This window comes from Lactobacillus sp. CA30L (assembly GCF_059900845.1).
The window spans coordinates 64,879-79,452 of the sequence record NZ_JBWXGB010000001.1 but is presented as its reverse complement, the minus strand read 5'-3'; the positions used below and the strand labels follow the sequence as shown (position 1 = coordinate 79,452).

The following is a 14,574-nucleotide window of genomic DNA, read 5'->3' as shown; positions in this document are numbered from 1 at the left end:
CCTTATTTACTGGCCTTTAGATATAGCATCTGGGTCAGTTTTTTGGTCTCCAGATCAAGGTCCTGCACGTAGTAAGGCGTGGCGCTGTCGCCCGGATTTTCGTAAACCGCTATGCCGCTGGCGGTTACTTCTTCCAAAAACTGCGGCAAAATCAAGTTGACCGGCAGGTTAAAAAAGGACCGCTCCTGCTGCGTGCTTTCCTTAAACGCCACTTGCGCCGCGGGCAGGACAAAGCGCAGCAGACCCTGCGGAACCTCGACTACACGAGCGGCGAGCACGCCGTACCAGTACATGAAATTTTCCTGACCAAACACCAGCATGCTGCTGCGCCTGGCCGATAATTGGTTGTCCGCCAAAAAGCGCTGGAAAACCGGATCCCGTTCAATTTCCAGGTTGCTCTTGCTAAAAGTTCTCTGTTCATCCATGAGCTGGTCCGCAAAGGGACGGCCGACAAAGATTGTTTCTTGCTGTAATTTTTTCATTATAATTCCCCTAATATTCAGCCAATTCGTCCAGCGGGATTATCTCCCCCGCCATGAAGGAGTCAATCTCGCTGCTCGTAAAACCGTGCGCGTACAAGTAGTTGCGCATTTTCGTTTGCCGCGCGCTGGCGCTTAAGCGCCGAAAACGCTTGTAGGCTTTGACGCCCTGCTTTTTCAAGGCTTCCAGCTGTTCATCCGTACCGGTTTGCAAATTAACCTCAGCAATAATCATCTCCACAAGCGCACCGGAAAAGCCGTGACTCATTAGCTTGCTGCGCATTTTCCGTTCTAACTCACGCTCAGACAGTTTGCCCACCTTGCTTTTCATTGACTTGAGCACGCGCAGCCCGGCATCCAGCCAGTCTTCATCAGCAATTGCCGCGAGTTCGCTTTCCACCAGTTCAGCAGCCACGCCCTTTTGGGTCATCTTCCGGCTCAAGCTGAGCGGGCCCTCCGTACCGGTGCGCAAGCTCTGTCTGACCGCCACTTCAACGTACTTGCGGTCGTCCAAAAAGCCCATCTCGCTCAGTTGGGCAACTGCGCTCTGAGCCGACTGCTCGTCAACATCATGCTTGTTTAAATACTGCAAAACCTCGAAGACGGTTCTCGGTTCGTAACTCAGAAAATTTGACGCCAGGTTAGTTGCCTTGGCACCGGCATCAAATTGCTTAACGCGGGCCACCTGCTCCGCGGATAATTCCTGACCCTTTAGCAGGACAAACTCTGCGATCGTCTGCTCACTCGCCGAGAACGCGTACTGGCCGTCTAAAAAAACATTATAGCGACCGGGCCGCTTCTGTGCACTAACTTTTGTAATAATGGGCATCTTAATCCACCTTTCTAATTGTTTAACTCCATGCTAGCAAATTTCCGTCATTCTTGCTAAAAAGTTTTCCCAGGGAGTACAATTAATTACTAAGCGAGAAAATTGTTTATTTAATTTTGTTTATCGTAGAAAGAAAAAATCATGAATAGAAAACAGCAGCGGCAAGAAACACGTGAAAAAGACGTGATCATCACAATCAAGCGGATTGGCATTAACGGGGAAGGCATCGGTTACTACCGGAAAAAAATCATTTTTATCCCGGGTGCCCTGCCAAACGAGGTGGTCGTAGCAAAAATCAAGGAAGAATTCCCGCACTACATCCAGGGCGAACTGATCCGCATCAAGGACAAGAGCCCGGACCGGGTAGCCTTCCCCCGGGGCGTTGACCCCACTGTCGGCGGACTTGAACTGGCCCACCTGGCGTATGACAAGCAGCTCGAATTCAAACGGGACAACGTCCTCGAAGCCCTCAAGAAGTACCACCCGCGGGGCTACAGCAAGTACAAGGTGAAAAACACCATCCCGGCCCCCGCTGAGTGGCACTACCGCAATAAGGCCCAGTACCAAATCGAGCAGGACCACGGCCAGGTCAAGCTGGGGTTATTTGCGCCTAATTCGCATGAGCTGCACGACCTGCCTTTAATGCCGACACAGTCCGCAGCAACGCAGAAAACCGAGCGCAAAATCAAGGAACTGGTTGAGCAGCTGCACGTGCCTGTTGCTGATCCTTACCGCCACCGTGATGGTCTAAAAACAATTGTGGTGCGGCAGGCAGAGGCCACCAAGGAAATACAGGTTACACTGATCACGGTGGGCCGCGTCTTGAAAAACCTCCCTGCTTTGAGCCGGGAAATCATGAAGCTGCCGGACGTCGTCAGTGTTTTCCAAAACGAAACGGATTGGCGCAACCCGCAAGTGTGGGGCAACCGCACGGAAAAACTAGCCGGCAAGAACCAGATCACCGACGAAATTCTGGGCAAAAAATTTGCCCTCTCACCGCGGGCCTTTTTCCAGCTGAATCCGGTCCAAACCGCCACCCTTTATTCACGCGCACTCAAGTTTCTGGACCTGACGCCCGTGGACACGCTTATCGATGCCTATAGCGGGGTGGGTACCCTCGGCATCTTGGCCGCGGACCAGGTCAAGCAGGTATTCGGAATTGAGACGATCCCCGAAGCGGTGGAAGACGCCAAGCACAACGTCAACCTCAACCACATCAGAAATGCCGACTACATCCAGGGCAGTGTCGAAAAGGTGCTGCCCGAGCTTGAACAAAGCGGCGTGCCCATTGATGCGCTGATTGTGGATCCGCCCCGCACGGGCCTGGCCAAGAGCTTAATCAAAACGCTGCTCAAGGTCAAGCCCAGGACCTTTGTTTACATTTCGTGCAACCCGTCGACTTTGGCTCAAGACCTCGTTTTGCTCAGCGAGGCCTACAACGTTCGCCTGATTGAAAACGTCGACATGCTGCCGCAGACGCCGCGGTGCGAATGCGTTGTCAAACTGACGCTGCGCTAATAAAAAACAGCCGCCCTGCTTTTAATCCTAAAAGCAAGACGGCTATTTTTATGTGCACGTTTAATTGTGGCCTGCCAGCGGACAATTTTTTAGCTCACTTAACGTACCTGTGCAAAAAGGTCGCAACGTGCTGACGGTACGCCTTGGGGTGATCGGCAAATGAATGGGCGTGCGTGGACCCGCGTGCAACCCAGATTTCCTTGGGCCCACGGGTCGCACGGTAGTTCTCGTAGACCATTTTGGTCGGCACAAACGTATCCCGGCCGCCGTGAATAAACAGCATTGGGCGGTGATTTTGCCGTAGTTGGTCAACGCTCGAGCCATCATGCAAAAAGTAGCCCACCTTTATGCGGTTGATCCCGCTCAGAATTTCGACGAGCGGAAAGCGCGGGATTGCCGGCAAATTATAGAGTGCCTTGGCCTCATGCTCAATCTCGTCCTTGACGTTGGTGTAGCCGCAGTCTTCCACAAAGGCCTTAACCTGCCGGGGCAGCTTGAGCCCACTGACCATCATTGCAGTGGCACCACCCATGCTCAACCCGTAGACGACAATTTGCTGCGGTTTTTTCCGGGCAATCAGGTAGCCGATCCACTTTTTAACATCATCCTTTTCAACCCAGCCGTAGCCGATGTACTTGCCCTGGCTGTTCCCTTGCGCCCGCGGATCAGGCGTCAACGTGTTGTAGCCCAGGCGATGGAAAAGTGCGTCGTACTTGCCCATGTCCTCCTTCGTGTCCATGTATCCCGGCAAAATAACGGCGGTCTTTTGGGCGCCGCGACGCGGAATATAGTTGGCATCCAGCTTGTAGCGCTGGTCGGCTGACTTAATGTGCCACTTTTGCTTGGCTGTCTCCTTGAACCACCTTTTTTCCCGGTAGAGCGGGTCTGATTTCTTCAGCACGGTGCTGGACGAGCTCAAGAAGCTCTTGGGTCCCGGCACGCAGGCAACCTTAAAGAAGTACAGCCCGGCGCCGAGCAGTGCCAGGCATAACAACAGAATAACAGCAAGTAATGAAAGCCGGAGCTTTTTGTGTTTCAATTGGTAAAACCACCTTTTCAAAAGTAATATTAATAGTATAGCATTTTTTAAAACGTATAGGATATGATTATGAGATTGACCGACCTTTTGCAATTAACCAATGACCTGAGCGGACAGACCGCTCTTTATGCGGCAATGAACAATCACCTTCAGCCACTGGCCAAGTTAAAAATTTCAAGCAGTTCTTGTCTGCTCTACCCGGGAAAAGAGCCCCTGACCAAGGCAAAGATATTTCGGATGGTGCAAAATTTGCACGGGCGCAGCATCCCCCTGTATGTCAAAGACAAAACGAAAAAAATCCCCCTGTATGGGATTCAAATACATCCTGAGCTTAACGCAATTATTCTAATGTAAAGCGCGTGGACAATCATTGGCCACCACCTTTTTAGCGCCAAAAAAGAGGGGCCCAGCTTTGCCGCCGCCTGAACAATTTTTGGCCTTGGGCTTGACCTTGACGCTGCGTCAAAGTCTATAATCTGCTGTGCAAGTGAGGAACTTAATCATGTCATATTCAATCACAGAATTAGCCCGTCTGGCGGGCACTTCAACCAGGACGCTGCGGTTCTACGATAAAAAGGGGCTCTTGCAGGCACGCAGGAATCCCCAAAACAATTATCGGTATTACGATGAGGCAGAGGTCAACCGGCTCCAAAAAATTTTGTTTCTGCGGCTGTTTGATATCCCCCTGGACCAAATAAAGAAAATTTTGGATGATTCCGAAGAGGTGCAGTACCAAATCTTGTCCGCCCAGCGTGCGAAAATGCGGGCTGAACAAGAACGACTCGGCGACTTGATTATCAGTTTAGACAAGACACTTGCAACAATGAAAGGAGCATCAGAAATGAGCGATCAGGAAAAGTTTGCCGCTTTGAAGGCTAAAACAATCGAAGACAATGAAGACCAATACGGGGAGGAAATACGCGCTAAATACGGCAGCCAGACCATTGATGCCAGCAACCGCAAATTTAACGCACTGGAGGAAAACGAAGTGAGGCGTCTTAAAGAAGTTGCCCTACAAATCTTAGACGAGCTCGCGCTGCTGCCAGATACGCCCGATCTAAAACAACCAGCGGCGCAGCACCTCTTTGACCTGCACAAGGAATACCTGCAACTAGCCTGGCCCCAGGGTCTGTACTCGCCCGCGGCACACAGGGGCCTTGCCGCCATGTACGTAAGCGACGACCGCTTCAAAAAGTATTATGCAAAGGGCACGGGCAAAGAGCACGCCGCGGAAACGTTGAAAGCGGTCATTGATTACTACGCCTAGCAGGTATTCTTAATTCTTGACGGCAAGTAGCCAAAAACCACAATTACCTTGCGCTGTGATCCCCAGTTCGGAGATTCACCGCAGTAATTGTGGTTTTTTGTTTGCTAAAATTGTGGTCGGACCCAGCCATTGGGCGCTTCTTATTTTTGCTTGTACTGCCGCACGCGACTTTGGGTGCCGGCAAAGTACCAGTAGCCTGCTTCCTCATCGCTTGCAAGTTCACGGTTGTCTTCCGGCAGGCGCAGGGCTTCAGTAAAAATTTGCTCGTAGTCCGCAATGCTTACTTTTTGCCGCCGGGCAATCATCTTTTGATCTTTTTTGACTTCCAAAAAATCGCCGTAGTGCGCAGCAAGCTGACCCGCATAAAATTCGCCCATTGCGCCGGAACCATATGAGAACAGGCCAATACGCGCCGCCGGGGCCAGACTGCCATTCTCCAACAGACTGAGCAGACTCAAATAGAGCGAGGCGGTGTAAATATTGCCGACGTCGCGGCTGAAGTGTGCGGCCGCCGTGAAGTTCTGCTGCAGGCGCTGCGCAGTTTCTTCATCCTGATTTTCGCTGGCTAGCTTATTGGCCTTAAAACCCATCTTAACGAAGGGCAAATGATAAATGAGCGCGGCAAAATCCGCGGTGGCCGTGCCGGTTTTCCTGCGGTAGTCCGCAAACGTCCGCGCAAAAAAGTCCAGGTAGACCTCGGTCGAGTACTTGCCGTCCACCAGCGCAACCGGTGAATCGTTCGGCCGCCAGAAGTCATTAATATCGGCACTATAGGCACTATGGGCGGCCTTTAGTGCAAGAATATTGGGCTCGGCCTTGATCAAAACGCTGACGCTGCCTGCGCCTTGGGTGACCTCGCCGCTGGTGCCGATTCCGTAGCGTGCGATGTCGCTGCCAATCACAATTGCACTGCGTTCCGGATGAAGCCGAACGTAGTCGGTCGCAATCATGACCCCAGCCGTCATACCAAAGCAGGCCTCCTTGATTTCAAAGGTGCGCACGTCAGGGAGCAGCTGCAGCGCGCTTTTAACAAACAAAGAAGCCGACTTCGATTGGTCTACCCCGCTCTCTGTGCCCATGATCAGCAAGCCAACCTGCTTGCGGTCAATCTGGTCAATATAATTCTGCGTCGCATTGATGCCCATTGACACGGCATCCTGGGTTTGGTCGGCCACGCTCATCCGCCGCTGGCCAATCCCAATGAGGTACTTATTGGGATCAACTCCCCGCGCATGGGCCAAATCCACCATATCGACGTATTTATTAGGCGTGTAAAAACCAATCCGGTCAATTCCAACTTCCATTACTTTTTCTCCCTTACCTGTTGCAATAATTTCCGTGCTGCCGTCTGCGAGTATGCCCTTTGGGCAATCATCAATTCTAAAACAAGGCTCTTCTCCTGCGGCGTTGCGTTCAGGGCAGCCACAATGTTTCTGGCCTGCAGCTTCATGTGTCCGTTTTGGATGCCCGTTGTTGCAATCGCTAAAAGCGCCGCCAGGTTGTTGGCCAGACCCGTCGCTGCAACCACGTTTGCCAATTCTGCGCTAGTGATTTTTGAACCCAAAATACGGTAGTTCTGCTGGACGTCGCGGCGGGCACTAATCGAACCGCCCACCGTACCCAGAGCCAGTGGCAGCGTGAGCTGACCAACCAGTTCCGCTCCGTCAATCCGCCACGAACTGAGGCTACGGTAGCGACCGTCGCGGCTGGCCCAAACGCCGCAAGCCGCCTCGACCGCCCGCGTATCGTTGCCGGTAGCAAGCAGCACGCTGTCAACGCCGTTCATGATGCCCTTGTTGTTGGTCGCGGCGCGGTAGGGGTCAGTCTGTCCGATCTGACTTAATAAGGCGATGCGCCGGGCGGTTGCCTGCCCGCCTACCGCTTGGGTCCTGAGCCTGACCTGCGCTTGCGTAAGCTGACTCGGATAGTTCGATAAAATGGCAAAGAGCTTCGCTCTAATCAGCGGCGACTGCGCCAGCCTGTCCGCCATGAACTCCAAGATTGCGTTAGCCCGGTTGGCCCCCATCGCCTCCGCCGGATCAATCAAAACCCTGAGAAAGACCAAATCATCTTGACGGTCCATTTCAATCCTTCGAACGCCCCCGCCGTGCTTAACCAGACTGGCAAACGCGGCGTTGGCCTGGTCAATCAACGGCGGAAACTCCTTCTTAAACGCCCCTGCATCGAAGCCGCTGCCCGCCTGCAAAACAATCTGACCGTAAATGCCGGCGCGCTTGCTGACCGCGCTCACGTCGCCACGCGCAAAGAGGCTGGCGCCGTGGTTAGCGGCCGCCACGACTGACGGCTCCTCCGTTGCCATCGGTACCACGTAAGGGCGGCCGTTAACAATCAGACTCTTGATAATGCCAACAGGGAGCTGCAGTTCTCCCACCACGTTTTCGCTCAGGCGATTGAGCCGAAGCAAGTCGGCTTCATCTGTCTCATCTAGTTCAACCCCTTGTGCCCTGAGCCAGGCACGACGGCCCGCAGGCGGCAATTCATAAAACTTCATTTAAAAAACCCGCAGTATTTCACACGCAATTGACAACCCGCCGCCGATGCAAAGGGTGACCAGTGCCCTCTGCCCGTCAACGTGGTTCAGCGCATTGATCGACGTGGCAACCAGGCGCGTGCCCGTAGCCGCAAGCGGGTGCCCCAGTGCGATGGCGCCGCCAAACATATTCAGCTTGGCGGCCGGAATTTCCAGTGCCTGCATTACGGCCACGCTCGGTGCCGCAAACGCCTCATTAACCTCAATCACGTCGTAATCACTGATCTTTCTGCCGGTCCGGTCCAGCAGCTTTTGGACGGCAAAATACGGGGCAAAGCCCATGTAGGCCGGATCGGTCCCGGATTCGGCAAACGCCCCGAGGCGTGCCAGTGGCGTCAGGCCCAATTCGTCGACCTTTTCCCTGGTTGCCAGGATTACCATGCTGGCCCCGTCGCTCAACGGCGACGAGTTGCCCGCCGTGACCAAGCCGTTGTCCTTGAAGGCCGGCTTGAGCTGGCTAAGGGCTGCCATATTGGTGTCCGGACGAATATTTTCATCCCGGTTGACGGTTGCGCCATCAACCTTTAGCGGAATAATCTCGCCGTCGAAATAGCCCTGCCGCGCGGCCGCGGCCGCCTTTTGGTGCGACTGCAGACTGTATTCGTCCATTTCCCGGCGCGAAACATGGTATTTAGCCGCAACGTTTTCGGCGGTCAGACCCATGTGCATGCCCGAAAAGGCGTCAATGAGCCCGTCGTCCAGCATCTCGCTGTGCAGGTCAGCGTCTTTTTTAGTTTGCGCATAATAAACGGCGTTGGTCATGCTCTCGGCACCGCCCACGGCAACCAGGTCAAAGTCGCCCATTTCCATCTGCCCCTGTGCAAGGCGCAGCGCCTTCAGGCTTGAACCACAGACCTCGTTAATGGTGACCGCACTGCTGGTATCACGCATCCCCGCACCTAGACCAACCTGCCGGGCCATGTTTTGGCCCAAACCGGCACTCAGAACGTTGCCCATGAACAGGGCCTCGAGCTCGGAGGCATCCAGGTCAATGCTTTTCAGCGTTTCTTCCAGCGTAAATTCACCTAGGCTTACGGCGTCCTGGTCCCGCCAGAGTCCGCGGTAACGGCCAAAGGGCGTCCGCTTGGCTGCAACAACAAAAATATCCTTCATAAAATCTTCTCCTTGGCAAAAGAGTCTTCTTACGCACTACATCTTACCCAACTTTTTCATTCAGCAATAGCAATTAATCCGACATTAAGAAAAATTTTACCCTAAAAAAGGCCACGCGTTCGTGGCCTCATTTGCTTTGGTTAATACTAGTTGGTTTTCTTGTGTTTGTTGTCACCGGCCTGCAGGCGCTTGCCCAGGTCAATTATGTAGCGGCGCAAGGCGTCCTTGGTCTCCGGGTGGTTCAGACCGTATTCAATCGACGTCTCCAGGTAGCTCTCCTTGTTGCCAACGTCGTGGCGGCTGCCCTTGAAGACGTGTGCAAAGACCCGCTGCGTCTTGTTCATCGTGTCGATTGCGTCGGTCAGCTGGATCTCGCCGCCCTTGTCTGGCTTCTGTTCGGCCAGGATGCCAAAAATCTCCGGCGTTAAGAGGTAACGGCCAATGATGGCGTAGTCGCTTGGTGCCTGGTCAACGCTCGGCTTTTCGACAAAGGACTTGACGTTGATCAACCCCGGCATAATCTCGCTTTCGGGCTCAATCACACCGTACTTGGAAACTTCCTCGTGCGGCACCGGCATAACGGCAATGGTCGACGCGTGGGTCTCGTTATAGCGGTTGATCAGCTGCTTGGTCAGCGGCACCCGGTCCATCATCAGGTCGTCGCCCAGCATCACGATGAAGGGCTCGTCACCGACAAAGCTGCGCCCGCGCGCAATCGCATCGCCCAGGCCGGCCGGGTACGGCTGCCTGGTGTAATAAATGTTGATGCCCAAATGCGTAATGTCCTGCGACATCTTGAGCAGACCGGTCTTGCCCTTTTCCTGCAGGTTCTGCTCCAGTTCGGGGTTGGAGTCAAAGTGGTCTTCAATCGGCCGCTTATTCTTGCCCGTAACAATCAGGATATCCTCGATCCCCGAATTTTTAGCCTCTTCCACAATAAACTGAATCGTCGGCTTGTCGACAATCGGCAGCATTTCCTTGGGCATCGCCTTGGTAACCGGCATAAACCGCGTACCAAGTCCCGCTGCGGGGATAATGGCTTTCCTTACTTTCATACCACACACACACTTTCTGTCAATCTTTTATAACTTAATATACCAAAATTACCGGCATAGTTCCACTATTACCGGTGGCGCTTACTTTGAATGTATTCGGCCAGGCGCCCAATGGAGTACTGCACCTTACCGTAGTTGAGCGCCACAATGGCCGCGTTGACGCAGGTGCCCAATAGAAAAAGGATGGACGCAATGTTGAGCCAGAGCATGAAGATGATGAAGGTGCCGATGATGCCGTAATTTTCCCAGCTAATATGGAAATGGCGCAAGTAGAAGCCAAACAGCCACGACAAAAGCAGCCAGCTGGCTAGTGTTGTAATGACGCCCGGCCAGATGACCTTCTTCTTGAGCCTGATATTCGGCAGAAAATAATTCAGGTAGTACAGGGCACTGGTCAGTGTGATAACAACAACCGGGTAGCGGTAGCTGAAGATGTGCTCGATTTCACCCACGGAAAAGGAGAAAATCGGCCGCAAAAATTCCAGTACCTGCTGGCCAAAAATAAAGGTCAGGCTGAGCAGCGCAAAAATCATGATCATCAGGTTGGTCAGCATGATTGTGATTGACCTCGTCCACACGGTCACCTGCCACTTCTGCTGCAGTTCAATCTTGCGGACGCCGTAGACCCGGTTCATCCCGATGCGGATCGCGTTGACCAGCGATGAAACCGACCAGATTGCCAGCAGGATACCAAACGAAATGTAGCCCGTTGAATTGCTTTTCAGGAGCGAATTAATGATGGGCATGATGAACGCAGCGATGCGCTCGGGAAAAATCAGCTTCAGGTAGCTGGCGATGGGCCCCGTATTGATGTGAAACAGCGGTAAAATATTTCCGATAATAATAATTAACGGAAATATTGAGAACAAAACGTAATAGGCGATGGCAATCGCACTAGTCAAGACTTCCCCCTGCGTAAACCTGCGGGATAGTTCCTTATAAAACCTGGCAATGCGTCGTCTTCTTGCCCCCGCTTTTATACCCATACACCCTACTCGTCCATTTCGTCAAAGTGCGGCAGGTACTTCTCATAGCCATCGTACGGCTTCTGCAGGGTCAGGATCTTGGGGCCGTCCTTGGTGATGGCAAAAGTATGTTCAAACTGGGCCGATTTAGAGCCGTCCGGTGTTGCGTAAAAGACCCAATCATCGCTTGGGTCCGCCACCGACTTCTGCGCAATGCGCCAGTCGCCGCCGGCTTCAACCATGGGCTCACAGGTAATCGTCATGCCCGCGCGCAGGCGCAAGCCATGACCTGCCTTGCCCCAGTGCGGAACTTCGGGATCTTCGTGGATTGTCGGCTGGATGCCGTGACCAACCAGTTCCTTGACGTCGCCATAATGGTGCTCGTCTTCAACAAAGTGTTGGATGGCAGCGCCGATGTCGCCGATGCGGTTGCCTAAGACCGCCTGGTCAATGCCCAGGTACATGGCCTTCTTGGTCACTTCCATCAGGTCGCGATCCTCTTCTGAAATTGTGCCAACCGGGTAGGTCGTGCACGAGTCCGTCTCGAAGCCGTTGAGGTTGCACGTTACGTCAACTTTAACCAGGTCGCCCTCCTTTAAAACCGTGTCCTTGCGTGGCGTTGCGTGGGCAATCTGGTCGTTGACGGAGATGCAGGTGCCGTACTTGTAGCCCTCAAAGCCCTGCTCGGAAAGACGTCCGCCCCGGCTCTTGACAAAATCCTGGCAGAATTCTTCAATCACCCAAGTGGTGATGCCGGGCTTAATTACGTCCCGCAGCCCTTCAAACATTGATGCCAAAAGGCGGCCCGAAGCCTGCATGCCCTTAAGTTCCCGTATGGATTTAATTGTAATCAAAGTTAAACTTCTCCTCTATAAAATGATGTTTATTTACATTATAGCGTTTTTTAAAAGTTTACTAAAGGGTTTCATCTAACAGGCAAAATTAGGTATAATACTATGATAATGTATATATGAAAGGTATGAGGACTATGAAGGCAAAAATTGTCTATGCTAGCATGACTGGCAACGATGCGGATATGGCGGAAATTTTGGAGGAGGACCTGCAGGACCTGGGCTTTGACGTCGATTCCAGCGAGGCCGAATTCACCGATGCCAGTGACTATTTAGATAGCGACCTGTGCATCTTCGTCACTTATACCTACGGTGAGGGCACGATGACTGATGAGGTTGCGGACTTTTACGACCAGCTTAAGGAATTGGACCTCAGCAACAAGTATTTTGCGGTAATGGGCAGCGGCGACATGGTCTACGCCGACCACTTTTGTGAAAACGTCTTCGACTTCGAAAAAATGTTCAAGCAAGTTGGTGCTAAAGAGCTGACCAAGCCGGTTACAATTGAAAATGCGCCCGGTGACGAAGCAATTGACCTGATTGACAACGCCGCCAAGGAAATGGCTAACCAGTTAAATGGCTAAAGACAAAATAAGCAATACGAGCAGCTTTAACTCAACCGAAGACCCTAACATCCGCACCCTCGCCCAGAAGGTGGTCAAACGGCACCGCAACCTGTTTGTCTACATGGTCTTCGGCTTTGTTGCGGCACTCATCAACACGGTCGTCTTCATGGCCCTGCACAAGTGGGGCCGCAGTCCGCTTTTAATTGCCAACACGATTGCCTTCGTGGTTTCCAACCTCGCGTCTTTTTTCTTTAATCAAAAGGCCGTCTTCACCAACAACGTTGACCAGGAACACTCCACGTGGCAAAAGCTGCTGGCCTTCTTCGCCTACCGCATCATCAGCATCATCCCCGACAGCCTGATCATGCTGGTGGGCCTGTCCTGGCTGCACCTTAACGCATTGTCAGTAAAGATTATCGACCAGCTCCTGGTCGGCATCTTCAACTACCTGACCACACGCTCGGTCTTCCAGGTCCAGGAAAAGACGATGATTGAGCGCGCCAAGGAACGTATCAAGTCAGGCACTGATGGCAAACAAAAATAAGCAAAAAAGCCCAAAATAAGTTGATTTGGGCTTTTTTGCTCTAGTTAATTGATTAGTTCGTTTTTATTCAAAATCTTGCGGCCGCTCGCCCTTGTGAGCAGAGAAGTAGTAGGCGATTGCTTCCATGATCCGCTCCGATGCGTGCCCGTCGCCGTAAGGGTTCTTGGCATGCGCCATCTGGTCGTACACGTCCTTGTTGTCCAGCAGTTCAAGCATTGCTGCACGCACCTGAGTCGTCTGCGTGCCGACCAATTTCAGCGTCCCGGCTTCAACCCCTTCGGGCCGCTCGGTCGTATCGCGCAGCACCAGAACCGGTTTATTCAGCGCCGGTGCCTCTTCCTGGACACCGCCGGAATCGGTCATGATGAAGTAGCTCAGCTTGGCTAGATTATGGAAATCCACCACGTCTAGCGGGGCAATCAAATGAATGCGCGGATCGTCGCCCAGTATTTCACGCGCCACTTCCTGCACCCTGGGCGATAAGTGCACCGGATAAATAATCTCAACGTCATCGTGGCTGTCCACCACCTGCTTCATCACCTTGAAGACGCGCCGCATCGGTTCGCCCTGGTTCTCGCGCCGGTGCATCGTAACCAGAATAATCTTGTGGCCCGGCTTAATCAGGTCAAGCACCTCGTGGTGGTAATCCTTTTGCACGGTCTGCTGCAACGCATCGATTGCCGTGTTGCCCGTCACAAAAATATTGGCCGCCTTATGATTCTCCTTGAGCAGATTGCTTTTGCTCATTTTGGTCGGTGCAAAGTACAAGTCCGTCAGGTCATCCGTCATTTGCCGGTTCATCTCTTCCGGGTAGGGCGAATACTTATTCCACGTGCGCAGTCCCGCTTCCACGTGGCCCAAAGGCCTCTCTTGGTAGAAGCTGGCCAAGCCGGCCGCGAAACTGGTCGTCGTGTCGCCGTGGACCAACACAATGTCCGGCTGTTCCTTCTTGATTACTTCAACCATGTCCAGCATGACCTTTGACGTTATTGCCTCAAGCGACTGGTTTTTCTTCATGATGTTAAAGTCATAGTCCGGGGTGATTTTAAAAATTTCCAGTACCTGGTCCAGCATCTCGCGGTGCTGGGCAGTGACCACGGTAACCTCATCAAAACGCTCATCTGCCTGCAGCTGCAGCACCAGTGGGGCCATCTTGATTGCTTCGGGCCGTGTACCAAAAACCATCATTACCTTAATTTTTGTCATATTGCCTCCACGTTAATATTAAAGATTTAACGGCCAAAAAACAAGTCAATATGGTTTAATTATTGGTAAAACAACGAGGAGAAAAAATGCATTATCAGTTTAACCTATTGCTGTTATCTGGCTTGTTGATCGTTATTGCGAGCTTCAGCCTGGTCTTCAGCTTTGACTATAAAAAGGCCCGCACAACTCGCCGCCTTTTGCTTTTGACCGGAATTATTCTCTTTATCGTGATTGGCTTCTTAGTTGCGCTCCAGATGCGCTGGCCACTGGTGTGAAATTTCCACCGTTAATAAGCAGGCATCCCTTTAACTTCAATAAATTCTATCTCTGGGATTATACTTTAAAATTACCGGATCATCTTCCGGTAATTCATCGATCGACTTGCCCTTTTCCACGCAATAATTAATCAATTCAACGTCGCAAGGACCATAGGTTGACCACGGTTCGTGAAATTTATCAACGTACCTTGAGATTGCCGCAATAGTGGTTGGATCCCACCCGTGATATACTTTCATAATTTGTTCTTTATCCATCATTGAAACCGCCCCTTCGGCACAAACTATTCTTTAATTTGATTATCCACCAAGGTCA

At 52.3% G+C, this 14,574-nt stretch carries 17 protein-coding genes; 6 read left to right on the top strand and 11 right to left on the bottom strand.

Annotation, left to right across the window (positions count from 1 at the left end):
• Positions 1-2 precede the first annotated feature (2 nt).
• On the bottom strand, positions 3-482 hold the full coding sequence (locus AC2JF8_RS00395; RefSeq protein ID WP_500729278.1) for a hypothetical protein: 480 nt from the start codon (positions 480-482) through the stop codon (positions 3-5).
• A gap of 10 nt (positions 483-492) precedes the next feature.
• Positions 493-1,308, bottom strand: a complete 816-nt coding sequence (gene recX / locus AC2JF8_RS00390; RefSeq protein ID WP_500760172.1) for a recombination regulator RecX — start codon at positions 1,306-1,308, stop codon at positions 493-495.
• A gap of 141 nt (positions 1,309-1,449) precedes the next feature.
• Here recX and rlmD point away from each other — a divergent pair, with 141 nt between their 5' ends.
• Positions 1,450-2,826 (top strand): 23S rRNA (uracil(1939)-C(5))-methyltransferase RlmD, encoded by a 1,377-nt coding sequence (gene rlmD, locus AC2JF8_RS00385; RefSeq protein WP_500760169.1) that lies wholly within the window; start codon positions 1,450-1,452, stop codon positions 2,824-2,826.
• 94 nt (positions 2,827-2,920) lie between these two features.
• Here the strand turns inward: rlmD and AC2JF8_RS00380 are convergent, their stop codons facing one another.
• Positions 2,921-3,865: an alpha/beta hydrolase gene (locus AC2JF8_RS00380; protein ID WP_500760166.1), complete on the bottom strand. Its 945-nt coding sequence runs from the start codon at positions 3,863-3,865 to the stop codon at positions 2,921-2,923.
• Between the two features lie 63 nt (positions 3,866-3,928).
• On the opposite strand from AC2JF8_RS00380, the gene AC2JF8_RS00375 reads away from it, so the two are divergent.
• Positions 3,929-4,219, top strand: a complete 291-nt coding sequence (locus tag AC2JF8_RS00375) for a hypothetical protein (RefSeq protein ID WP_500760163.1) — start codon at positions 3,929-3,931, stop codon at positions 4,217-4,219.
• Between the two features lie 148 nt (positions 4,220-4,367).
• On the top strand, positions 4,368-5,132 hold the full coding sequence (locus tag AC2JF8_RS00370; RefSeq protein WP_500760160.1) for a MerR family transcriptional regulator: 765 nt from the start codon (positions 4,368-4,370) through the stop codon (positions 5,130-5,132).
• Between the two features lie 140 nt (positions 5,133-5,272).
• Here the strand turns inward: AC2JF8_RS00370 and AC2JF8_RS00365 are convergent, their stop codons facing one another.
• The 6 genes from AC2JF8_RS00365 to map form a co-directional block, all read right to left on the bottom strand.
• A complete protein-coding gene (locus AC2JF8_RS00365) occupies positions 5,273-6,436 on the bottom strand; it encodes a hydroxymethylglutaryl-CoA synthase (RefSeq protein WP_500760158.1) in 1,164 nt (387 codons plus the stop codon).
• Complete coding sequence (locus AC2JF8_RS00360; protein WP_500760156.1) at positions 6,436-7,644, bottom strand: hydroxymethylglutaryl-coenzyme A reductase family protein; 1,209 nt, start codon at positions 7,642-7,644, stop codon at positions 6,436-6,438. The genes AC2JF8_RS00365 and AC2JF8_RS00360 overlap by 1 nt, the downstream gene beginning before the upstream one ends.
• Positions 7,645-8,796: a thiolase family protein gene (locus AC2JF8_RS00355; RefSeq protein ID WP_500760153.1), complete on the bottom strand. Its 1,152-nt coding sequence runs from the start codon at positions 8,794-8,796 to the stop codon at positions 7,645-7,647.
• 146 nt (positions 8,797-8,942) lie between these two features.
• The gene (galU, locus tag AC2JF8_RS00350; protein ID WP_500760150.1) at positions 8,943-9,851 is read right to left on the bottom strand and encodes a UTP--glucose-1-phosphate uridylyltransferase GalU; all 909 of its coding nucleotides are present in this window, start codon (positions 9,849-9,851) and stop codon (positions 8,943-8,945) included.
• A 68-nt stretch (positions 9,852-9,919) separates the two neighbouring features.
• The gene (locus AC2JF8_RS00345) at positions 9,920-10,837 is read right to left on the bottom strand and encodes a YihY/virulence factor BrkB family protein (protein ID WP_500760147.1); all 918 of its coding nucleotides are present in this window, start codon (positions 10,835-10,837) and stop codon (positions 9,920-9,922) included.
• Positions 10,838-10,842: 5 nt separating this feature from the next.
• A complete protein-coding gene (gene map, locus AC2JF8_RS00340) occupies positions 10,843-11,670 on the bottom strand; it encodes a type I methionyl aminopeptidase (RefSeq protein WP_500760144.1) in 828 nt (275 codons plus the stop codon).
• 134 nt (positions 11,671-11,804) lie between these two features.
• Between map and AC2JF8_RS00335 the strand changes: the two genes are divergently transcribed.
• Together AC2JF8_RS00335 and AC2JF8_RS00330 are read left to right on the top strand one after the other, a co-directional pair.
• A complete protein-coding gene (locus tag AC2JF8_RS00335) occupies positions 11,805-12,251 on the top strand; it encodes a flavodoxin (RefSeq protein WP_500760141.1) in 447 nt (148 codons plus the stop codon).
• A complete protein-coding gene (locus AC2JF8_RS00330; RefSeq protein WP_500760138.1) occupies positions 12,244-12,777 on the top strand; it encodes a GtrA family protein in 534 nt (177 codons plus the stop codon). The genes AC2JF8_RS00335 and AC2JF8_RS00330 overlap by 8 nt, the downstream gene beginning before the upstream one ends.
• 63 nt (positions 12,778-12,840) lie before the next feature.
• Here the strand turns inward: AC2JF8_RS00330 and wecB are convergent, their stop codons facing one another.
• Complete coding sequence (wecB, locus tag AC2JF8_RS00325) at positions 12,841-13,983, bottom strand: non-hydrolyzing UDP-N-acetylglucosamine 2-epimerase (protein ID WP_500760135.1); 1,143 nt, start codon at positions 13,981-13,983, stop codon at positions 12,841-12,843.
• Between the two features lie 86 nt (positions 13,984-14,069).
• On the opposite strand from wecB, the gene AC2JF8_RS00320 reads away from it, so the two are divergent.
• On the top strand, positions 14,070-14,258 hold the full coding sequence (locus tag AC2JF8_RS00320) for a hypothetical protein (RefSeq protein WP_500729263.1): 189 nt from the start codon (positions 14,070-14,072) through the stop codon (positions 14,256-14,258).
• Positions 14,259-14,294: 36 nt separating this feature from the next.
• Here AC2JF8_RS00320 and AC2JF8_RS00315 read toward each other — a convergent pair whose 3' ends face one another.
• Positions 14,295-14,519, bottom strand: a complete 225-nt coding sequence (locus AC2JF8_RS00315; RefSeq protein ID WP_500760132.1) for a hypothetical protein — start codon at positions 14,517-14,519, stop codon at positions 14,295-14,297.
• Positions 14,520-14,574 lie beyond the last annotated feature (55 nt).